The sequence below is a fragment of the Clostridium rectalis genome, from assembly GCF_900626095.1.
In the GTDB taxonomy this organism is placed as follows: Bacteria; Bacillota; Clostridia; order Clostridiales; family Clostridiaceae; genus Clostridium_AS; species Clostridium_AS rectalis.
In genome coordinates this window covers 359,498-379,865 of record NZ_UYZZ01000001.1, presented here as the reverse complement: position 1 = coordinate 379,865, position 20,368 = coordinate 359,498, and the positions used below count along the sequence as shown (strand labels likewise).

Below are 20,368 nucleotides of genomic sequence, written 5' to 3'. Positions count from 1 at the left end.
ATGAAAGCAATAAATTATACTACCGAAAGGATGATAGACTTGGCTCTAGATGGAATTTTTTTATATAGCATCATTCAAGAACTTAAAAATAAAATTATAAATGGAAGGGTAGAGAAAGTTAACCAACCTGAAAAGGACGAAATACTATTATCTATGAAAAAGGATAGAAAAACCTATAAATTACTTATAAGTGCTAGCGCAATTTATCCTAGAATACACTTTACAAATATAATAAAAGAAAATCCTATGGCACCACCAATGTTTTGTATGCTATTAAGAAAATATCTTAACAGCTCTAAGTTAGTAAATATAAGACAAATAGATTCAGATAGAATAGTTCTTTTAGACTTCGAGAGTACCGATGACTTAGGATTTAATAGTATATATACTTTAATTATAGAGATAATGGGAAGACATAGTAATATAACTTTGATAAGAGATAGAGATAACTTAATAATGGATAGTATAAAACATGTTACTCCTGAAATAAATAGTGTAAGATGCCTTTATCCAGGAATTAGCTTTAAATTCCCACCAAAATCAAATAAGCTAAATCCCTTTAATTATAATTATGAAGATTTATCCTTATTTATCATAAATAATTATATTAGCTTTGACAAAAATCTTTTTTATAAGGTCTTCACAGGTATAAGTAAACAATTTTCAACAGAAATACACTTTAAAATATATAGTGAAAACATCGAATTCTCTGTAGAAAATTTATTTGAAATCAATGAATATATTTTAGATATATTTAACACTATAAAAAAAGATAATTTTACTTTTGATGCTTATTATAATGAAAAAGAATGGAAAGATTTTTACTGTTTGCCACTTACTAATTTACAGGATTATAATACAAAAAACTTTAAAACTCCATCAATTCTTTTAGATACCTATTATTACGAAAAAGATAAAAAAGATAGACTTCATAGTAAAAGTTCAAATCTTTTAAGACTTTTAAATAATAATTTAGATAGGTGTTTTAAAAAAATTAAACTCCTTGAAAATACTTTAAAAGAATGTAATAAAAAAGATATGTATAAAACATATGGTGAATTACTAACAGCAAATATATATAATATAAATATGGGGGATAAAGAAATCTCTGTACTTAATTATTATAACGAAAATAACGAATATATTACAATTAAATTATCACCAAATAAAACTCCATCTGAAAACATACAAAACTATTTTAAGAAATATAATAAACTTAAGAAATCCAAAGAAGCTACTACTATACAGATAAACTCTACAAAAGAAGAAATAAATTATCTTCAATCTGTACTAACTAGTGTACTAAATGTTGAAGATTATAAAAGTATAGATGATATTAAGAGGGAACTTATGGAAACTGGCTATATAAAGTTTAAAAAAGAATCTAAAAAAAAGAAGAAAGAAAGTAAACCCATGCATTTTCTTTCCTCTGAGGGTGTGGATATATATGTAGGCAAAAATAATATTCAAAATGATTTTTTAACATTAAAATTTGCTAATAATCATGATTTATGGATGCATACAAAAGAAATACCTGGGTCTCACGTTATATTAAAAACTACAAAAGACTTTACTAATAAAACTTTAGAAGAAGCAGCAAATCTGGCAGCCTATTATAGTAAAGCCAAAGACTCCTCTAAGGTAGCAGTGGATTATACAAATATTAAAAATGTTCATAAACCTAATGGAGCCAAACCCGGTATGGTTATATATTATACTAATAAAACAATATATATAAACCCGGAAAAACCGTTATTAAAAAGACTAGAATAAGGTGTTACCTTTTTCTAGTCTTTTATTACAAGCTGTATCGGACAATGATCTGAACCATATACATCCGTTAATATTTTCGCATCTTCAATTCTATCTATAAAATTATTAGATACAAAAAAATAATCTATTCTCCAGCCTGCATTTCTTTCTCTTGCTTTAAATTTGTAACTCCACCAAGAATATTGTACTTCTTCCGGATATAGATGTCTAAACACATCTGTGTACCCATTATTTATAAATTTATCTATCCATAATCTTTCTATAGGTAAAAATCCAGAACTTTTTTCATTAGGCTTTGGATTTTTTAAATCTATCTCTTTATAGGCTGTGTTATAATCTCCACATATAATCAGTTTTTTCCCTTGTTCAACTAAATCATTACTGAAATCTAATATAGCATCATAAAAGGCTAGTTTATATTTAAGTCTTTCTTCATTCATCTGACCATTAGGAAAATATATATTCAAAAGTATAAATTCATCAAATTCTGTTAAAAGTATTCTACCCTCAGTATTAAACTTTTCTAAGTGTATACCCCTTTCCACTCTTATAGGCTTAACTTTGGTATAAGTTCCCACCCCACTATATCCCTTTTTTTCTGCAAAGCTAAAATAGGAACTATATCCTTTAATATCCTTTAAACTTTCTTCCAGTTGGTGTTCCTGCAATTTAGTTTCTTGAATACACAAAATATCTGGTTTTTCAATTTCAATCCATTGAAAAAAGTTTTTCTTTGCTATAGCTCTTAATCCATTTACATTCCATGAGTATATCCTCATCTAATTCTCCCCTTATATAAACTATTTGTTTTTATGTATGTACAAATTCATAACTTGCATAGCTTTATAAGCTAAAAATATAAATGCCATTTTAGCCATTATACTAACTAATGGTTCTAAAAAAGAATATATAACTAACACATTTTCCATCTATATCTCTCCTTATATTTAATAAACCAGCATAATACTTAATGTAAATTATATCACAATAACACTTCAAAACACAAAAGCTATTAACACTTTTATAGTGTCAATAGCTTTTATTCAAATTAATATCTATATTATGTTTTAAATTGCCTTTTTTACTTTTCCTTGTTTCTCTTTTGTTTCTTCTTCTGTTCTACTCTTAGCAGGTAAAATTAAGTTTAAGATAATCCCCACTAAAGTCGCTAATGCTACTCCTGCAATTTCTACATCTGCTCCATTAAATCTAAATTTTATAGCTGCTCCACCTATTCCAAGTACTATTATTACTGATGCTATGACAAGATTTCTTTTCTTACTAAAATCTACCTTATCCTCAACAAATACTCTAAAACCAGATGAAGCTATTATACCAAACAATAATATGCTTACTCCACCCATTACTGGCATTGGCATTGTTTCTATTATAGTAGCAACAGGACCTATGAAAGATAATACTATAGCGATTATAGCTGCTCCACCTATTACCCATACACTATAAACCTTTGTTATGGCCATTACTCCTACATTCTCTCCATAAGTTGTATTTGGAGGTCCCCCTATTAACCCTGCAAAAATTGTAGCTACTCCATCACCAAGTATTGATCTATGCAATCCAGGATCTTTAGTAAAGTCTTTTCCAACTACATTATTTGTTACATAAACATGTCCTATATGTTCAGCTAAAGTTACAAAAGCAACCGGTGCCATAAGTATCATCGCATTTATATTAAATTTCGGCTTCATAAATGGTGGAAACTGAAATAACTTAGCTGTTGCAATCTTATTTAAATTTTCAGGAGATATTACTCCTAAAAATAGAGCTAACACATACCCTGTTATCATAGCAATAAGAATTGGAATTACTCCTAAAAACCCTTTAAAATACATAGTTCCTAATACTCCAACTGCTAAAGTAACCATAGATACTGCTATCCACTGCCACCTAGGTACATGAGCCATTGACTCAACTGTAAAACTCGAATTGAGTCCTGCCCAATTTATAGCTACTGATGCAAGTCCAAGTCCAATAACTATTACAACTGATCCTACTACTACAGGAGGCAACAATTTATTTAACCAGTTAGTTCCTGTAAAATTTATTATAATAGCTACTGTTGCATAAACTATTCCTGCAGCAATAACCCCAGACATCATTGCATTAGCACCATAAGCTGCTGATGCCACAGTCATTGGGCCTATAAATGCAAAGGATGATCCAATATATGCTGGCAGTCTCGCCTTAGTACATAGTATATATAAAAGTGTTCCTACACCACTACAGAAAAGTGCTATAGATGGACTCATTCCCGTTAACATTGGTACTAATATGGTCGCTCCAACCATAGCAAATAAATGTTGAAGGCTTAAAGGAATAGTTTTTAAAATAGGTAATTTCTCGTTTATATCAATATAATCTTTCATTATCAGTTCCTCCTTTTTAGTCTCACAGGACTAATTTAAAAGTTTTTATAGTTCATATATATTTACTGAATCCTCTTTATCTATTTCTGCCACCTGGACAGAAACTATTTCACTCTTAGATGTTGGTATGTTTTTCCCAACATAATCTGCCCTTATAGGTAATTCTCTATGTCCTCTATCTACAAGTACAGCAAGTTGTATCATTTTAGGCCTTCCATTATGAAATACTGCATCTATTGCTGCCCTTACAGTTCTACCTGTATATATAACATCATCAACTAGAATAACCTTTTTATCTTTCACATCCACCTGTATATCATCATCTTTTATCTCAGGCTTATCTGATATTGCTGTAAGATCATCTCTATATAAAGTTATATCAACACTTCCTACAGGAACCTTTATTCCTTCTATAAATTCAATATTTTGGGCAATTCTTTCAGCTAAAGGGAATCCTCTTCTCTTTACTCCAACCAATACAATATCTTCTATCCCCTTATTCTTTTCTATAATTTCATGGGAAATTCTTACAAGAGCTCTTTTAACAGATTTATCATCTAATATTGACGCCTTTAATTTCAATTTTTTCACCTACCTCTCTTTTCAATAAAATAATGATTATTAACAATATTTAACATATATTTTTAAAATTTTTAACTTTTATAAACTTAAGAAAAATAAAAACGCCTTGATCAAGAAATCAAGACGTAGAGAACTAATACTGCAAAACATACTTACGCCTTATGATCTCTCTGGATCACTTAAAGGTTTTTAATTATAATATCACAGATTATATTCTATTTCAACTGTTTTTCTAAATTTATAAGTATATTCTTATAGTAACTCGGTAATTCTGTGCTGAATTCAATATATTTATTAGTGGAGGGATGTATAAAACCCAGTTTCTTAGCATGCAACATTTGTCCTAATAGATTAAATTTTTGTTTCTTGTACCCATAAACTGGATCCCCTACAAGTGGATGTCCAGTATAGGCCATATGTACCCTTATTTGATGAGTTCTACCAGTTTCTAATTTACACTCCACAAGAGTATAATTATTAAACCTTTTTATTACTTTATAATGGGTTATAGCTTTTCTACCACCCTTTATTACGGCAATTTTTATTCTTTCAACAGGATGCCTACCAAGAGGTGCATCTATAATCCCCTCATCATTTTTCAATACTCCTTCAACTAAAGCTACATAAATTCTATTCATAGAATGATTTTTTAATTGTTCTGCTAACTTATTATGTGCTAAATCGTTTTTCGCTACCACTAAAACTCCTGAAGTGTCTTTGTCTATTCTATGTACTATTCCAGGACGAGTAACTCCGTTTATACCAGATAAGTCCTTACAATGATTTAATAGGGCATTAACTAATGTTCCATTTAAGTTTCCACTAGCAGGATGAACTACCATTCCTTGGGACTTATTTACTACAATTATATCCTTATCTTCGTATAATATATCCAATGGTATATCTTCAGCTTGTATATTTAATGGTATGGATTCCGGAATATCTATAAAAACTTCGTCATTTTCCTTTAATTTATAGTTACTTTTTCTTATTTTACCATTTACTTTCACTTTTTGTTTTTCTATAAGTGACTGTATATAGGATCTAGATTTATCCTTTATTTTATGAGATAAAAATACATCTACTCTTTTTAATTCATCTTCTTTACCAATTAAAAATATATTATCTTCCATAAGCATCTTCCTTTAACACATATATTGCTAACAAAAAAGTTCCAACTGATACCAACACATCAGCCACATTAAAAGTAGGAAAATAATAGCTCTCTTTATAATGAACTAATATAAAATCTACAACATATTTATACTGAATTCTATCTATTAAATTTCCTATAGCTCCGCTTATAATTAATGCTAAACTTATACTTAACAAGGGATTGCATTTATTTTTATTTTTTATCATAAAAAATACTATACTTATTATAACTATTAATGTTATAGTTATTAAAAATATAGATCTTCCTTTTAATATTCCAAATGCGGCACCTGAATTTTCTAAATATGAAAACTGAAAAAAGTCTTTTATTATAACTAAGTCATCTCCGAAAGATAAGTTTTTTATTGCCCAAAGTTTAGTTAATCTATCAAAAATTATTCCGATTACAACCATGATGACTATCATTAAATCCCCCCCATACCTTTATTAAATACATTTTTTTCTTATATAATTTATATACTCCACTTTTTTAAAAAGTAGAAGCTAATAAGTACTACGCATCCCTTTAAAATAATTTCTACCTTTAGATAAAAAAACTATTTTTCTAAACTAAAAACTTTTGTTACTCTAAACTTCTTTTATATTGTTCATTACTGATTTTTTCTACTGGCTCTACGTATCCATCCTCCTCATCATCAAAATACTCATCATATACATTTTCTAATCTATTAAATCTTGCTACGCTTTGATAACTATCCTCTGAATCAAATTGTACTTTATTTTTTAAACTAAAATCATTATTAACATATCCAGCAAAGCGTCCTAAAGCCTTTTCTTCTATTGCCCTATTTTTGGCATCAAAATTTGTTTTTTCTTTTTTATAATTAACTGGGGCATTTATATTATTTTGACAACAAACGCAATACTCTGCATAAGGTATAAAATTCAATCTTTCTTTATTGATCTTTTTACCACAGCCTTTACATTTTCCATAAGATCCTTCTTCTATATCTTTTAAAGCAGAATCTATCTTCTTTAAAATATTTAGTTCATTTTCTTTAAGTGCCAATCCTTTTTCTTTATTAAAAAGTTCAGTGGCTGTATCCGATGGATGATTATCATAAGTAGATAATTCGGATGATGCTTCAGTATTAGAAGTAATAGTTTCATTTTTTTTCATAAGTTTTATAATTTCTTCTACATCACTTTTTTCTTTTAGAAGTCTTTTTTTAAATTTAGTCATTTCATTTTTATTCATAGTTATAAAATCCCCTTTCTACAAAAGTGGTTTACTATAACTATTTTCCCTTCAACATAACTAAATTATTCTTATAAAATCCTTAAAATAATTTATTGCATTAGGAAAGGATATATCCGTACATGCCCAATTATCTATAAACACAGTTTCCTTACTTCTAACAGCAGCACATAAAAATGTTAAAGCAATCCTATGATCATTAAATGTCTTTATATAAATATTTTTATCTATGTACTTTTTCTCACCATATATTATAAGATCTTCTCCATCAAATTTAGTTTTCACTCCCATGTTGTTTAAATTATATATTATAGCCTCTATTCTATTACTCTCTTTGTATTTTAACTCTTCAACACCTTTAAAAATAGTAACTCCTTTGGCAAATGCCGCTAATAAAGATAATATAGGAATTTCATCTATTATATATGGAATTATATTTTTATCTATACTAGTACCCTTTAAAATTCCACTACATACAACAATATCTCCTACTTTTTCTTCATTTAATATTTTAGTTGTATTGTATTTTATTTTTGCACCCATACTTTTTAAAATATCTATATACTTCCTTCTTCTTTCATTTAATAGCACATCAGTAATGGTTATAGTACATCCTGTTCCCAATATACAACATGCAATTAAATAAGCCGCAGAGGAAATATCACCTGGTATAAATATATCTTTACATTGTAATTTAGAATTTCTAATTACTATTTCTTTATCTATAATTTTTATATCCGCACCTAAGAATTTAAACATTCTCTCTGTATGATCCCTAGTATACATATTTTCTATAACTTTAGTAACACCCTTAGATAAAAAACCTGCCATAAGTATACATGATTTCACCTGTGCTGATGCCACTTTCATATGATAATTTATTCCATGCATCCCACTATTATTATGAAAATATAATGGAAGATGATTATCTTCCATTTTAATTTTTCCACCCATAAGTTCTAATGGCTCAACTATTCTTCCCATAGGCCTCCCACTTAAAGATTCATCTCCTATAATTTTAGTTTCAATTCCTAAAGCAGCTAATATTCCAGAAATTAGCCTCACTGTAGTTCCCGAATTTTCCCCATTTAAGCTATAAATTTTTTTATTAAAATTACTATATCCTGGAGAACTTATATATAGTGTATTGCCTATTTTTTTTATATCCACACCAAGTTGCATCATACAGTTTAAAGTGGTACTACAATCTTTATTGTTAGGAAAATTTTTAACTTTATATTCCCCACTACCTAAAGCTCCTAATAAAATAGCTCTATGGGCTATAGATTTATCCCCTAACATACTATAATTTTTTTTCACAAGTCCACCTGCAGATTTTATAATAATAGAATTTGTATTCACTTTTTATCTCTCCAAATCGGTATTTAATATAATTTTCTAGATTTTATTCTTTTTATTATATGTTCCATACTCTTTATTGTAATCGTTTCTCTAGCATCTGATACTGAATTATCAGGACTAATGTGACTTTCTATCATAAGACCATCTGCTCCTGTAGCAATAGCAGCTAAGCTCATAGTAGGTACTATTTCCCTAAGTCCTGTTCCATGACTTGGATCTACTATAATAGGTAGTCTATATTTATTTTTTATGACAGCCACCGCATTTAAATCTAGAGTATTTCTAGTATAATTTTCGAAAGTTCTAATTCCTCTTTCACAAAGCACAACATTTTCATTACCTTCAGCCATTATATACTCTGCTGCATATAACCACTCAGATAAAGTAGCACTCATTCCTCTTTTTAATAATACAGGTTTTTTTGTTTTCCCTATTTCTTTTAATAAACTATAATTATACATATTTCTAGACCCAACTTGTATCATATCTATAAGATCTATGGATTTATCAATATGTCGAGTATCCATTATTTCCGTTACTATAGGAATGCCTACTTTTTCACTTACTTTTTTTAATATTTCAAGCCCTTCAAATTGTAGTCCTTGAAAGTCATAAGGGGAAGTTCTAGGTTTAAAAGCCCCTCCCCTTAATATGTTTACTCCAACATTTTTTAATTCTTTTGCCATAGTAAGCATTGAATCATAATCTTCAACTGAACAAGGTCCAGATATAAAAATTTTTTCTTCTCCCCCAATTATGACATTTCCAACTTGAACAGTAATTTTATCTCCACTTTTTAAATCAACTAGTAAATCTTTCATTAATTTATCACCTACATAGATTTTATCATGTTTTTAAGTATTCTTACTGAATTATTAACTGCAATAGGTTTAAATTCTTCATATTCCATATGCGCTCCATTGTTAGCATTATCCGATGCAGATCTTATAACCACAAAAGGAATATTATTTAGATATGCAACTTGAGCTATACTTCCGCCCTCCATTTCACATGCTAATGCATTAAACTCCTCACTTAACCATTTTATTTTCTCTTTGTCAGCTATAAATTGATCACCTGTAACTATTCTTCCCACAAAACACTTACAATGATCTATATTTTTACATGCCTCCTTAACCTTTAATATTAAATTTTTATCACATTTAAAATCAAAAGTATCTATTCTTGGTATTTGCCCTCTTCTATCTCCAAATACAGTAGAGTCCACATCATGTTGAACTAAATTATCCGCAACAATTACGTCTCCTGGGTAAATATCCTTTGCAACTCCACCAGCTACACCAACATTAATTACTGCATCCACATTAAAATCATCTACTAATATTTGAGTACAAATAGCTGCATTAACTTTTGCTATACCACTTTTCACAATAACAACTTCTTTATCCCAAAGTTTTCCATAATTAAACTCCATTTGTGCTTTATGAACTTTTTTTTCTAATTTTATTTCATTTAAAAGTGGCTGTACTTCCTCAATCATTGCTCCAATAATTCCTATAATCATCTTTCTTACTCCCCTTTATCTATGCTTTGTTTTATTCCTTTTAAAATATCTTCATTATTTACTTCTACTTTTATTTTACCTTTTCCTATGTCCTGAAGCAAAACAAATCTTATTTTTTTGCCATTTTTTTTATCATGATTAATAGCATACATAAATAAATTATAATTGTCAACTTTGTACTCTATAGGTAATCCTAGCTTTTTTAAAACTTCCTCCACATCATTATATATTTCATTAGATAAATCTAAAATATTTTCTGACATCTTAATAGCTACTAATATTCCTAATGCAACAGATTCACCATGAGTAAATTTACCATTAGATGTAATTTCTATTGCATGACCTGTTGTATGTCCAAAATTTAAAAGATTTCTTATTCCAGTATCTTTATAATCTATTTCTACGAAATATTTTTTGATACTCAAACAACTTCTTATTATATAAAGCATTTTATCATTTTCTTTTTCAGCTATACCCTTAATATTTTCTTTTATATATTCCAAAAGAGTTTTATCCTTTATTAAAGAATACTTTATAACTTCACCTAATCCATCAATAAATTGTTTTTTCTCTAATGTTTTTAAAAAATTAGTTGATATAAATACAAATTCGGGATTATAAAAACTCCCCACTATATTTTTGATTCCATTGTAATTGTATCCTACTTTTCCACCTATAGAACTATCCACTTGAGATAACAGTGTAGTAGGAATATTAATGTATCTTATTCCCCTCATATAAGTTGCAGCTACAAATCCAACTAAATCTCCCACAACTCCTCCCCCAAGTCCAATTAAAATACTATCTCTATTTGCATTATTTTCTATTAAAAAAGAATATATTCCTTGAATAGTAGTCATATTTTTATTTAGTTCGCCATTATTAAAAAAATATTTTTTAATATTAAAATGTTTTTCAAATTTTAATATTATATCATTATATAAACCACTTACTTTATCATCCGTTATTAAAAATAAAGTATCATTTTTCTTTATTTTATATTCATTCATTGTATTAAAAAGTTTATCTAGATTGCTGTCTATGTAAATTGTATATGGCCTTTTTAAATTTATTTTTATTTCTCTCATATAATCACCTCACTACTTATTATAATATCCCATATAAAAAATCTCACTCTTGTGTGAGCGAGATTTAATCCTTAACAAAAAAATTTTTAATTTCCTCTAAACTATCTTCTTTTACATCCTTTTTTATCTCTAATTGTGAAAATTCTATATTATTTTCTTCCCCTTCAATTTCTATATCCTTTTCTTCTAATTCCTCTATAGAACTACCTATATTATAGTTTTTTACAAAACCTTGTTCCATTTTTTCAAACATCTCTATCTGTGATTGCATAAAGTTTTTAAATTTTGTTCTAAACATTACAAATTCTTGTTTAGTATTTTGATAATCATCATTAATTTTTATAACATCACTATGGGCTTTATCTAATAACTTCTGAGCGGTTTCATTAGCATTTTTTATTATAAAATCAGATTCCTTCTGAGCAGCTTTTTTAGCTTGTTCTGCTGCATTCTGTGCTAAGAGAAGTGTATTTTGTATAGTTTCTTCCATTCTAGAATAATGTTTTACATTCTCTTCCATATTGTTTAACTTTTCTTTTAAAAATGAATTCTCTTTGTATAAGGCTTCATAATCCTCAGCTATCTTATCTAGGAATTCATCTACTTCATCCATATCATATCCTCTAAAGCCTTTTTTAAACTCTTTACTTGTTATATCCATTGCAGTGATTTTCATTAATAACACCCCAAATCAAACAAATTTTTTAATTAAAACTCTTAATCTTCCACTATTAGTAAATCCAAAATCTTCTATGAATTTATATTTACCAAATCCTCTTATAGTTATAATGTCTTGTTTTTGAACTATCTTATTTTTTTCTCTTACAGTCATATAATTAAGAAGTACCCTTCCAGAAGATATCAATTCTAAAGATTTATTTCTAGATAAATTTATTATAGAACTAACTATACAATCTAATCTTAAAGAAGTGCTTATAAGGTTTAAATCTTCAAAATTATAATCTGGTATATATTCTGAATAAATATCAACAATTTCAACTTCACAAGGACAATTTCCTACAGATATTAAATTACATAAAATAAAATTCTCTAAGCCCTCACTAACCGTTACAAAACAGCAATTTTCATAAATTATAAGATCTCCTATTTTTTCTCTTCTTATTCCTAAAGACATTAACGCACCTAAAAAATCTTTATGAGAAAGTTTTTTAAAAGAAGATTTACTTTTAATTCTCAAAAGCACTATTGGGTATTCCCACACCTGATCTATTGAAAAAGCTATTATTCTTCTCTCACTTTGCATAAAAACTCCATTGGAGGATATTTGTACTGGTAAACTATCTCTTAACCCTTGTAATACTTTCCATACTAATGGAGTGAAGAACTCCTCTGTAAAAGTAGTTATACCAGTTTTATTACAAAATAATATCTTATCATAAATTTGAGAAAGCCTGTTTTTATCTTCATAAGTAAAATAATCTAGGAATTGCTTTTTATCTATCATATTATTGCAAATACTATATTTCTAATTAAATATATTATTAATATAGCAAAAACAGGTGAAAAGTCCAACATAAGACCTGGTAGAATTTTTTCTTGTATTTTTCTACCAGGAGTTAGCAAGGGTTCCGTAATAGTATGCACTATTTGAGTAAAAGCATTTTCACTACCACGCATTACGTATGATAATATTACATCTATAAGTATAGCCCATTCCATAAAGTTAAAAAGCATATCCAAAATTTTATAAAATGCAAAATTCATGGTGCCCTCCAATATTATTTATTCCAACTAAAAATTCCTTTATTACTTAATTCACTTTTCAATTCACTATCAACTTCAACATTTGAAGGTGACACTATATATATTCCTCTCTCTATTTCTTCAAGAGTTCCATTTAAAGCATATGTAGCACCACTTACAAAATCTAAAAGTCTTTGTCCTATTTTAGGATCAAGCCCAGTAGAATTTATAACTATAATCTTTCTATTTTTTAAATTATCACAAATATCTACTACTTCATCATAGCTATTAGGTTTTAATATAACTATTTTTGGCGTAGCTGCAGTATGTATACTAACAACTTTTCCTTGTTTCTTATTAGATGAATGAATTAAAGGTTCAATTTCTTCCTCTTGTAATTCTCTTTCTTCTAATTCATTTTCTTCATATTCATCAAGTTCGTCCTCTAAGCCAAACATACCCATAACCTTTGTTAAAACTTTACCTGCCATTTAATCTTCCTCCTTATTTATATTATAATTTCTTTTACCGAATACACCTTCACCAATTCTAACCATGTTAGAACCTTCTTCTATAGCAATTTTATAATCTCCTGTCATACCCATAGAAAGATACTTCATCTCAATATTTTTAAATGTATTTCTCTTTAATTTATCGAATAATGTCTTCATTTCTTTAAAATATTTTCTACATTGTTTTTCATCTCCTATTGGTATTATAGCCATTAAGCCTTTTACTTTTACATTATCACATTTTTCACAAAGACTAATTAGCTCATCTAAATCCTCTATTAATAATCCTGTTTTATTTCCATCTCTACCTATATTAATTTGAATTAATACATTAGCAATTTCCCCATTACTTTTATATTGTTTCTCAATTTCATTTAATAATCTTACACTGTCTAGTGAATGAATAAGATACACTTTTCCTACAATATACTTAACTTTATTTCTTTGAAGATGTCCTATAAGATGCCATCTTATATCCTTATGTTTGCAAATTTCCATTTTACTTGATAATTCTTGAACTTTATTCTCTCCAAAATTTCTTATTCCAGCATTATAGGCTTCTTCAATGTCTTTAAATGGCTTAGTCTTAGATACAGCTATTAAATTAATGTCATCTTCAATGATATTTTTTATATTTTTTATATTTTCAGCTATCGACATTACTACCGTCCCCTTAACGCTATAATATTTTCTTACTTTAAATATTCTTCATAAAACTTAAAATTCCTGCATTTTTGTCTACTTACTTACTGAATTTATAAATTTATTTTTAATTTCACCATTAAAAGCTGGAATTTTAATATTATCTTCCTCTTCTATCTCCACAGATATTTTTCTTAACATTAGTAATTTAGTATAGCTCTCTTCTGATTCCATATAAGATTTCAATGATTCCTTATTTCCAATAATATCTATGTAAAATGGTGCACCTACTTGGATTCCGTTAATCCTTAAAAAAGCTCCATTACAATATATACCATTTGTTGGAACATATCTGATACCATTTATAGCTATGGCCTCTGCTCCTGCATTTATAAGATCATTTATAACATGTATTATATCAGTGTTGTGAATTAACCTAAGCTTATATTCATATCTATCTACTACAAAATCAGTATTTGCATCTTTAAGTGTCATTCTAATTCCCGGCCCTTTAAGATCAGTTAATCCTAAAATTTCCTTATTTTGATTTAGTTCCTTCTCTACCTCTTGTGTTATCTTATTTGTATCTTTTGTATTGTTTTCATATTTTTCAAGTTTATTTTCATATTTATTACATTTATCAATTAAATTACTTATATCATTTAAAAGATTATTTCTATATGCATAAGCATCTTGGTATTGCTTACTACTTAAAAATATAGTTTTACTTTCTCTAGAAAAGCTCATATTCATAGCAATTAAAATCCCTATGATTATGGAAGCTATAAACATAAAAATATTAGCTTCATTATTTCTCACTTACTTCACCTCATTAGCGTGACCTCTTGCTTTTTCTAATAACAACCTTCTAACTATTGCAAAGTTATCAAAAATTCGTCCTCCAAATACTATTACAGCAGCTATATATATAGGAACACCTAGTTTATCTCCTAAGTAAGCCAATCCAGCTGCAAGCACAGAATTTCCGAAGAAACCTGATATAAATATATCCGCCCTAAAATTTTTAGAAAGACTTGCTCTAATAGCTCCAAATACTGAGTCTAAACATGCCAGTATAGCTACCGACATATATGGTGAAAATTTTTCTGGAATGTTAATATTCCAGACAGTACCTATTATTATTCCTATTATTAGTCCCAAAAATGCAATCACTTTTTATCACCTCTTACTCTTTTTATAATAACTTAACTCTTACTCTTTTACTGGCTTTGCATACTCAAATTTATATTGTTTTTTATAAGCATCTATTTTCAAATTATCAGTTGGCTCATACTTTACTTCACAGATTCCTTTGAAATTTTGTAAAGTTTCTGGGAAATCTAATACTGTCTGTAATTTCTTCTTATCCCCAATAGCTTTTATTACTATTTTCTTTGAAGGAGAAATTCTATCCTCTCCATTCACAGAAATACTATCTCCTGAAACCCTTATCCCTGTAGCCCCGGTAATTCTTATATCATTTATTGAAATAGCTTCAGCCTCAGCAAATTTTAATTCATTAATTAATTCTACTAAGCTTTTATCCGATACCCTAGCATCTGGATTCGCACCAAATATTCCACTATTAGGTGTAATATATATTATGATACCTTCACCTTGAACATCTGTAGTTCCTGTGATTATTCTTGTATCCTCCAATTCTTTTAAAAGTGCCTTAGCAGCATCATTTCTTCCTGCTGCTGCCTCCTCGTACTTTTTTACCTTATCTTGAAGTTCGTCAACTTTTTTTGTTAATTTTTCCCTATCTTTTTTGTACTGCTCAATCTGTGCTGCAATATCCGTACTATTATATGGATTAACAGTTACAGCATTTTCTTGCCTAATTAGTACCCTAAATTGATAAGCTAACATAAAACCAAGTATAGCACAAACTACAGCTACACTTATTTGAGAACTTATTTTACGCATATAAAATTCCTCCTATTTTTGTATATAAACTACTGGATTTCCATCAAAACTTACATCTATATACCCTTTAGCTTTATCCAATTCCTCTCTTTGGGTTATTATGCTAAAGGCCCTATTAAGTTTTTTTTCTAAATTTTCTATATTTCCTAATTTAATACATATATTTTTATAGTAAACTAGTATATTATTTATATTACTTATATTTACTAGTGAAACTTTAAAATTATCTTTTTTTGTACCTATTAGAGAACTTATAGTGTTAGCAGCCTCTATTTTTCTTTTATCATTTATGTTAATAACCTTACCAATTTCACATTTATTAACATCAAAACCTTCAAGTTTAACTAAGTTCATTCCTTTAATATCTTTTTTTCTTTCTAAAACCACTCCATTTTTATCTATAATAAAAAAATCTTCCTTTTCTCCACTATAAAATACAGCTTCTCTTTCTTTTACATTTATTACTATACCATCAGGAATTTTTCTTTCAATTTCAGCTTTTAATATATATGGATTTTCCATTATACCTCTTTTAGCTTTATCCATATTTAAATAAAATATATTATCACCCTTATGTATTTGTGAGAATTTTATTATATCCTCAGAAATAATATTTTTATTACCCTTAACCTGTATTTTTTTCACATTAAAATATGGGTGTTTAAAACATAACGTAGTTAAAATAGAAGCAAGAAATATGAATAACAATATACTTTTTTGTATAAGTTTTTTTCTTCTTCTTCTTATAATTAGTTCATTTTTTTGAGAATCATTAAACCCTACCTTACTTACCATATCATCTCCACCTTATAAAAATATATAAGCTATATATATAATAACACGATATAAAATTAATTTCATTAAATTAATTATTAAATTTTATGTACATTTTAATTTAAATAAACCTATTAAGAAAAACATGTATTGTAGCTACAATACATGTTTTAAATATAATTATTGATTTTTAAGCATTACCCTTTTGTCTTGAAATATTCAGAAGTATTCCAGCGGCAGTCATATTTACAACTAAGGATGACCCTCCAGAACTTATAAAAGGAAGAGGTACTCCCGTTACAGGTATGGAACCAGTTACAACAGCAATATTAATTAAAGCCTGTACTGCCAAAACAGAAGTTATACCTGTGGCTAATAAAGTACCAAAAGTATCATTTGCTTTTACAGCTGTTACAATACCTCTCCATATAAGTATTCCAAAAAGTATTACTATAAAAGTACACCCTATTAACCCTAATTCTTCTCCAATAACTGCAAATATAAAATCATTGTGAGGTTCAGGTATATAATAGCACTTTTGTCTAGATTGGCCAAGTCCAACTCCCCATATCCCTCCAGATCCTAATGCCAGAAAAGATTGAATAAGCTGATATCCCGTACCCTTTGCATCTTGCCAGGGATCTGTAAAATTAAAAAACCTTTTTCTTCTAAAGTCTACCATAAGTATAGCAGCCATACCTGCTACCATAACAGGCAAAACTACTGCAATTAAATGGTGAAACTTAGAGCCTCCCACAAAAAGCATAAAAAATGTTACCATCATTATTACTGTAGCAATACTTAAATTCTTTTCTGCATATACAAGTCCTGCGTAAAATCCAGCTACAAGTAAATATGGAATAACTCCATACATAAAACTCTTCATTTTTTCACCTTTTGATTCTATGCTTTTAGCTAAATAAAGTACTATAACATATTTAGCTATTTCTGAAGGCTGAAATGTAGCAGGTCCAAGTGGAATCCATCTTCTTGCTCCGTTTCTTTCATCAAATGCAAAAACTACTAGTAATAATATAGTTGTAATTATCATTAATATTTTAGTGTACTTTTTTAGTTTATGATAATCATAATTTATAGCAAATAGCATAAAAAATATTCCAATTATTGCCCATAGTCCCTGCCTTTTAAGATAGTACATACTATCTCCTTTAAACTTGTAAAATGCAAAATATGAACTGGCACTATAAACCATGATTACACCTATAGCAACTAAAAGCATAATCACACAAAATAATAAAAAGTCAACAGAACCCATTTTATTTCGGAGCTTTTTCATACTTACCTCCCACTAAATTATTTAAAGGATAAAAAAGCAATCATACATAATACAACAGTAATTATTGAAAATATGGATACTACTTTTGTTTCATGCCATCCACAAAGTTCAAAATGATGATGAAGTGGAGCCATTTTGAAAAATCTTTTCTTTGTGAACTTAAAATATACTATTTGAATAACAACTGCCAAAGTTTCTATTACATATATCCCACCTACTAATATAAGTAGCAAAGGTAATTTTAATATCATAGCCACAGCACCTACAGCTCCACCAAGAGCTAAAGATCCTGTATCACCCATAAATACTTGAGCTGGGAAAGCATTATATCTTAGAAAACCTAATAGTGCTCCTGCAGTAACTGCACAAAATATGGCTAATGTATAATGTCCCATGTAATAACTTACAATTACAAAAAATGTCATTACAAGTATAGTAATTGATGTGGCTAAACCATCTAGACCATCAGTCAAATTAACTGCATTTGTGGTAGCTGCAAAATATACAATTATAAATGGTATATAGAATATTCCTAAATCATAGGCTTTTCCTGTAAATGGCATAATTATTGAACTACCTATGTCAGGATTTTTATAAGCATAATAAGCAAAAGCAAAAGCTACTATAAGAATTAATATCATCTTTTGATATGCTCTAAGCCCTAAATTTTTTTTATGAACTATCTTCAAAAAGTCATCTATAAAACCTATAAATCCAAATGCGATAAACGCATATAAAGCAAACATTGCTTCATCACTAGGTTTTTTAACCAAAATCACCATAGATATAAGTGCGGAAATTATAAAAATTATTCCACCCATTGTAGGCGTTCCCGCCTTCTTCTGATGACTCTTAGGTCCTTCTTCTCTTATATTTTGTCCAAATTTTAATTTATGTAATATAGGTATTAAAATAGGACCTCCTATTATTGATAATAAAAAAGCTACAAGTACTGAATACGCTATTTTGTTCATTTTATTCTATGCTCTATAACTAAGAGCATCTTCACCTCCCCTAGTCCTTATAATTCTTTAATCTTTCTACGATTCCTTCAAGTTTCATTGCTCTAGAAGCTTTTACTAAAATCACATCATCCTTTTTTAAAATTTTTCTTAAATATTCTATAACTTTTTCATAGGATTCTATGTATATAAATTCTCTAGTTTTGTCTAAGTTAACAAAGCCTTTTTTATAAGCATCTTTATATTCTCCTAAAGCTATAAGTATATTTACCCCCTTATCATAAGCATATCTTCCTATGTCTTTATGAGCATCAAACCCTTCGTTTCCTAATTCCTTCATAGATCCTAATATAGCTATTTTACTATTACCTTTCATATTCATAAGCACATCTATAGCAGCTTTCATGGAATCAGGACTTGCATTATAACAATCATCTACTATTGAAAATTTATCCCCTCTTATAATATCTAATCTCATGGAAGTTTTTTCTAAATTTTTTAGTCCATCTACTATTTCCTCAAAACTAACTTTTAGATTTCTTGCACAAGCTATTGCCAGTAATGCATTCAAAATATTGTGCTTTCCTGGTATATTTATATGTATATTTTTTTCACTTAATGTTTCTTTTTCTATAACTTTAAATTCTACACTATCCTCATTTAAAATAATATCCTCTGCATAAAAATCTTCTCCACTTTCTATGCCAGTTCTTATTAAATTAAATTTAGTTTTTGTTACATTTTTAAGCAGATCATTATCATAGTTTATAATTAATGAATTTTCTTCATTAAAAAAATCTGTTATTTCCATTTTTGCCTTCAATATATTTTCTCTACTTCCTAAATTTTCTATATGCGAAATACCCACATTAGTTATAAGTGCTATATCCGGCTTTGCTGCTTCAGCCATTCTATGTATTTCTCTAAAATCGCTCATTCCCATCTCTAATACTGCTATATCATAACTTTTGTCCAACTGAAAAATCATAAGTGGTAATCCTATTTCATTATTAAAATTTCCTGCAGTTTTAAACACCTTATATTTTTTACTTAAAACAGCTGCTGTTAAATCTTTAGTGGATGTTTTTCCAGTAGATCCTGTTATACCCACCACTTTTATATTTAGTTTACTTCTATAATATTTAGCCAAATCTAAAAGAGCTTTTCCCGTATTACAAACTTTTATTACAGATGTAAATTCTTGTAAATCCTTTTTATTAAAATTCAACTCATCTACTATACATACATATGCTCCCTTTTTACTAGCTTCAATTACATAATCATTTCCATTAAAATTTTCACCTTTTAACGCAATAAATATACTTCCCTTTTCTATTTTTCTAGTATCTGTAGAAATTTTATCATAATTTATAATATTTCCTTTTTTTATAATTACTCCATCTACAGATTGAACTAACTCATCAAAAGCTAAGTATTCCAATTAGAAAACCCCTTTC

24 protein-coding genes are annotated in these 20,368 nt (G+C 28.2%); 1 reads left to right on the top strand and 23 read right to left on the bottom strand.

The window, feature by feature from the left end:
* Positions 1–39: 39 nt before the first annotated feature.
* A complete protein-coding gene (locus EJL03_RS01695) occupies positions 40–1,773 on the top strand; it encodes an Rqc2 family fibronectin-binding protein (protein WP_125152449.1) in 1,734 nt (577 codons plus the stop codon).
* Between the two features lie 14 nt (positions 1,774–1,787).
* Here the strand turns inward: EJL03_RS01695 and EJL03_RS01690 are convergent, their stop codons facing one another.
* The 23 genes from EJL03_RS01690 to EJL03_RS01585 all read right to left on the bottom strand — a co-directional run bounded on the left by EJL03_RS01690 (position 1,788) and on the right by EJL03_RS01585 (position 20,352).
* On the bottom strand, positions 1,788–2,552 hold the full coding sequence (locus tag EJL03_RS01690) for an exodeoxyribonuclease III (RefSeq protein ID WP_125152234.1): 765 nt from the start codon (positions 2,550–2,552) through the stop codon (positions 1,788–1,790).
* Positions 2,553–2,573: 21 nt separating this feature from the next.
* The gene (locus tag EJL03_RS16555) at positions 2,574–2,702 is read right to left on the bottom strand and encodes a hypothetical protein (protein ID WP_279222048.1); all 129 of its coding nucleotides are present in this window, start codon (positions 2,700–2,702) and stop codon (positions 2,574–2,576) included.
* A gap of 138 nt (positions 2,703–2,840) precedes the next feature.
* A complete protein-coding gene (gene uraA, locus EJL03_RS01685) occupies positions 2,841–4,160 on the bottom strand; it encodes a uracil permease (RefSeq protein WP_125152233.1) in 1,320 nt (439 codons plus the stop codon).
* A 45-nt stretch (positions 4,161–4,205) separates the two neighbouring features.
* Positions 4,206–4,742: a bifunctional pyr operon transcriptional regulator/uracil phosphoribosyltransferase PyrR gene (gene pyrR, locus EJL03_RS01680; protein WP_125152448.1), complete on the bottom strand. Its 537-nt coding sequence runs from the start codon at positions 4,740–4,742 to the stop codon at positions 4,206–4,208.
* Positions 4,743–4,957: 215 nt separating this feature from the next.
* Positions 4,958–5,875 (bottom strand): RluA family pseudouridine synthase, encoded by a 918-nt coding sequence (locus tag EJL03_RS01675; RefSeq protein ID WP_125152232.1) that lies wholly within the window; start codon positions 5,873–5,875, stop codon positions 4,958–4,960.
* Entirely contained in the window at positions 5,865–6,323 is a 459-nt protein-coding gene (lspA, locus tag EJL03_RS01670; RefSeq protein WP_125152231.1) for a signal peptidase II, read from the bottom strand. The genes EJL03_RS01675 and lspA overlap by 11 nt, the downstream gene beginning before the upstream one ends.
* Before the next feature lie 157 nt (positions 6,324–6,480).
* Positions 6,481–7,116 carry a TraR/DksA C4-type zinc finger protein gene (locus EJL03_RS01665; RefSeq protein WP_125152230.1) on the bottom strand — a complete coding sequence of 212 codons (636 nt, stop codon included), beginning with the start codon at positions 7,114–7,116 and terminating at the stop codon, positions 6,481–6,483.
* 60 nt (positions 7,117–7,176) lie between these two features.
* Positions 7,177–8,478: a 3-phosphoshikimate 1-carboxyvinyltransferase gene (gene aroA / locus EJL03_RS01660; protein WP_243108592.1), complete on the bottom strand. Its 1,302-nt coding sequence runs from the start codon at positions 8,476–8,478 to the stop codon at positions 7,177–7,179.
* Positions 8,479–8,501: 23 nt separating this feature from the next.
* Positions 8,502–9,299: a 3-deoxy-7-phosphoheptulonate synthase gene (gene aroF / locus EJL03_RS01655; protein ID WP_125152229.1), complete on the bottom strand. Its 798-nt coding sequence runs from the start codon at positions 9,297–9,299 to the stop codon at positions 8,502–8,504.
* 11 nt (positions 9,300–9,310) lie between these two features.
* On the bottom strand, positions 9,311–10,003 hold the full coding sequence (locus tag EJL03_RS01650) for a 5'-methylthioadenosine/adenosylhomocysteine nucleosidase (protein WP_125152228.1): 693 nt from the start codon (positions 10,001–10,003) through the stop codon (positions 9,311–9,313).
* 5 nt (positions 10,004–10,008) lie between these two features.
* Complete coding sequence (aroB, locus tag EJL03_RS01645; protein WP_125152227.1) at positions 10,009–11,091, bottom strand: 3-dehydroquinate synthase; 1,083 nt, start codon at positions 11,089–11,091, stop codon at positions 10,009–10,011.
* Positions 11,092–11,155: 64 nt separating this feature from the next.
* Positions 11,156–11,767, bottom strand: coding sequence for a DivIVA domain-containing protein (locus EJL03_RS01640; protein WP_125152226.1), 612 nt, complete (start codon positions 11,765–11,767; stop codon positions 11,156–11,158).
* A gap of 15 nt (positions 11,768–11,782) precedes the next feature.
* Positions 11,783–12,556, bottom strand: coding sequence for a YlmH/Sll1252 family protein (locus EJL03_RS01635; protein ID WP_125152225.1), 774 nt, complete (start codon positions 12,554–12,556; stop codon positions 11,783–11,785).
* Complete coding sequence (locus tag EJL03_RS01630) at positions 12,553–12,816, bottom strand: YggT family protein (RefSeq protein WP_125152224.1); 264 nt, start codon at positions 12,814–12,816, stop codon at positions 12,553–12,555. Before EJL03_RS01630 ends, EJL03_RS01635 begins: the two co-directional genes overlap by 4 nt.
* A 14-nt stretch (positions 12,817–12,830) precedes the next feature.
* Complete coding sequence (locus tag EJL03_RS01625; protein ID WP_125152223.1) at positions 12,831–13,286, bottom strand: cell division protein SepF; 456 nt, start codon at positions 13,284–13,286, stop codon at positions 12,831–12,833.
* On the bottom strand, positions 13,287–13,967 hold the full coding sequence (locus EJL03_RS01620) for a YggS family pyridoxal phosphate-dependent enzyme (RefSeq protein WP_125152222.1): 681 nt from the start codon (positions 13,965–13,967) through the stop codon (positions 13,287–13,289).
* A 78-nt stretch (positions 13,968–14,045) separates the two neighbouring features.
* The gene (locus EJL03_RS01615; RefSeq protein ID WP_125152221.1) at positions 14,046–14,768 is read right to left on the bottom strand and encodes a DUF881 domain-containing protein; all 723 of its coding nucleotides are present in this window, start codon (positions 14,766–14,768) and stop codon (positions 14,046–14,048) included.
* Complete coding sequence (locus tag EJL03_RS01610) at positions 14,769–15,122, bottom strand: small basic family protein (protein WP_125152220.1); 354 nt, start codon at positions 15,120–15,122, stop codon at positions 14,769–14,771.
* Positions 15,123–15,161: 39 nt separating this feature from the next.
* Positions 15,162–15,878, bottom strand: a complete 717-nt coding sequence (locus EJL03_RS01605) for a DUF881 domain-containing protein (protein WP_125152219.1) — start codon at positions 15,876–15,878, stop codon at positions 15,162–15,164.
* Between the two features lie 12 nt (positions 15,879–15,890).
* On the bottom strand, positions 15,891–16,673 hold the full coding sequence (locus EJL03_RS01600; RefSeq protein WP_125152218.1) for a cell division protein FtsQ/DivIB: 783 nt from the start codon (positions 16,671–16,673) through the stop codon (positions 15,891–15,893).
* A 169-nt stretch (positions 16,674–16,842) separates the two neighbouring features.
* Complete coding sequence (gene spoVE / locus EJL03_RS01595; protein WP_125152217.1) at positions 16,843–17,949, bottom strand: stage V sporulation protein E; 1,107 nt, start codon at positions 17,947–17,949, stop codon at positions 16,843–16,845.
* A gap of 17 nt (positions 17,950–17,966) precedes the next feature.
* Positions 17,967–18,923, bottom strand: a complete 957-nt coding sequence (gene mraY, locus EJL03_RS01590; protein ID WP_125152216.1) for a phospho-N-acetylmuramoyl-pentapeptide-transferase — start codon at positions 18,921–18,923, stop codon at positions 17,967–17,969.
* Between the two features lie 40 nt (positions 18,924–18,963).
* The gene (locus tag EJL03_RS01585) at positions 18,964–20,352 is read right to left on the bottom strand and encodes a UDP-N-acetylmuramoyl-tripeptide--D-alanyl-D-alanine ligase (protein ID WP_125152215.1); all 1,389 of its coding nucleotides are present in this window, start codon (positions 20,350–20,352) and stop codon (positions 18,964–18,966) included.
* Positions 20,353–20,368: the final 16 nt, after the last annotated feature.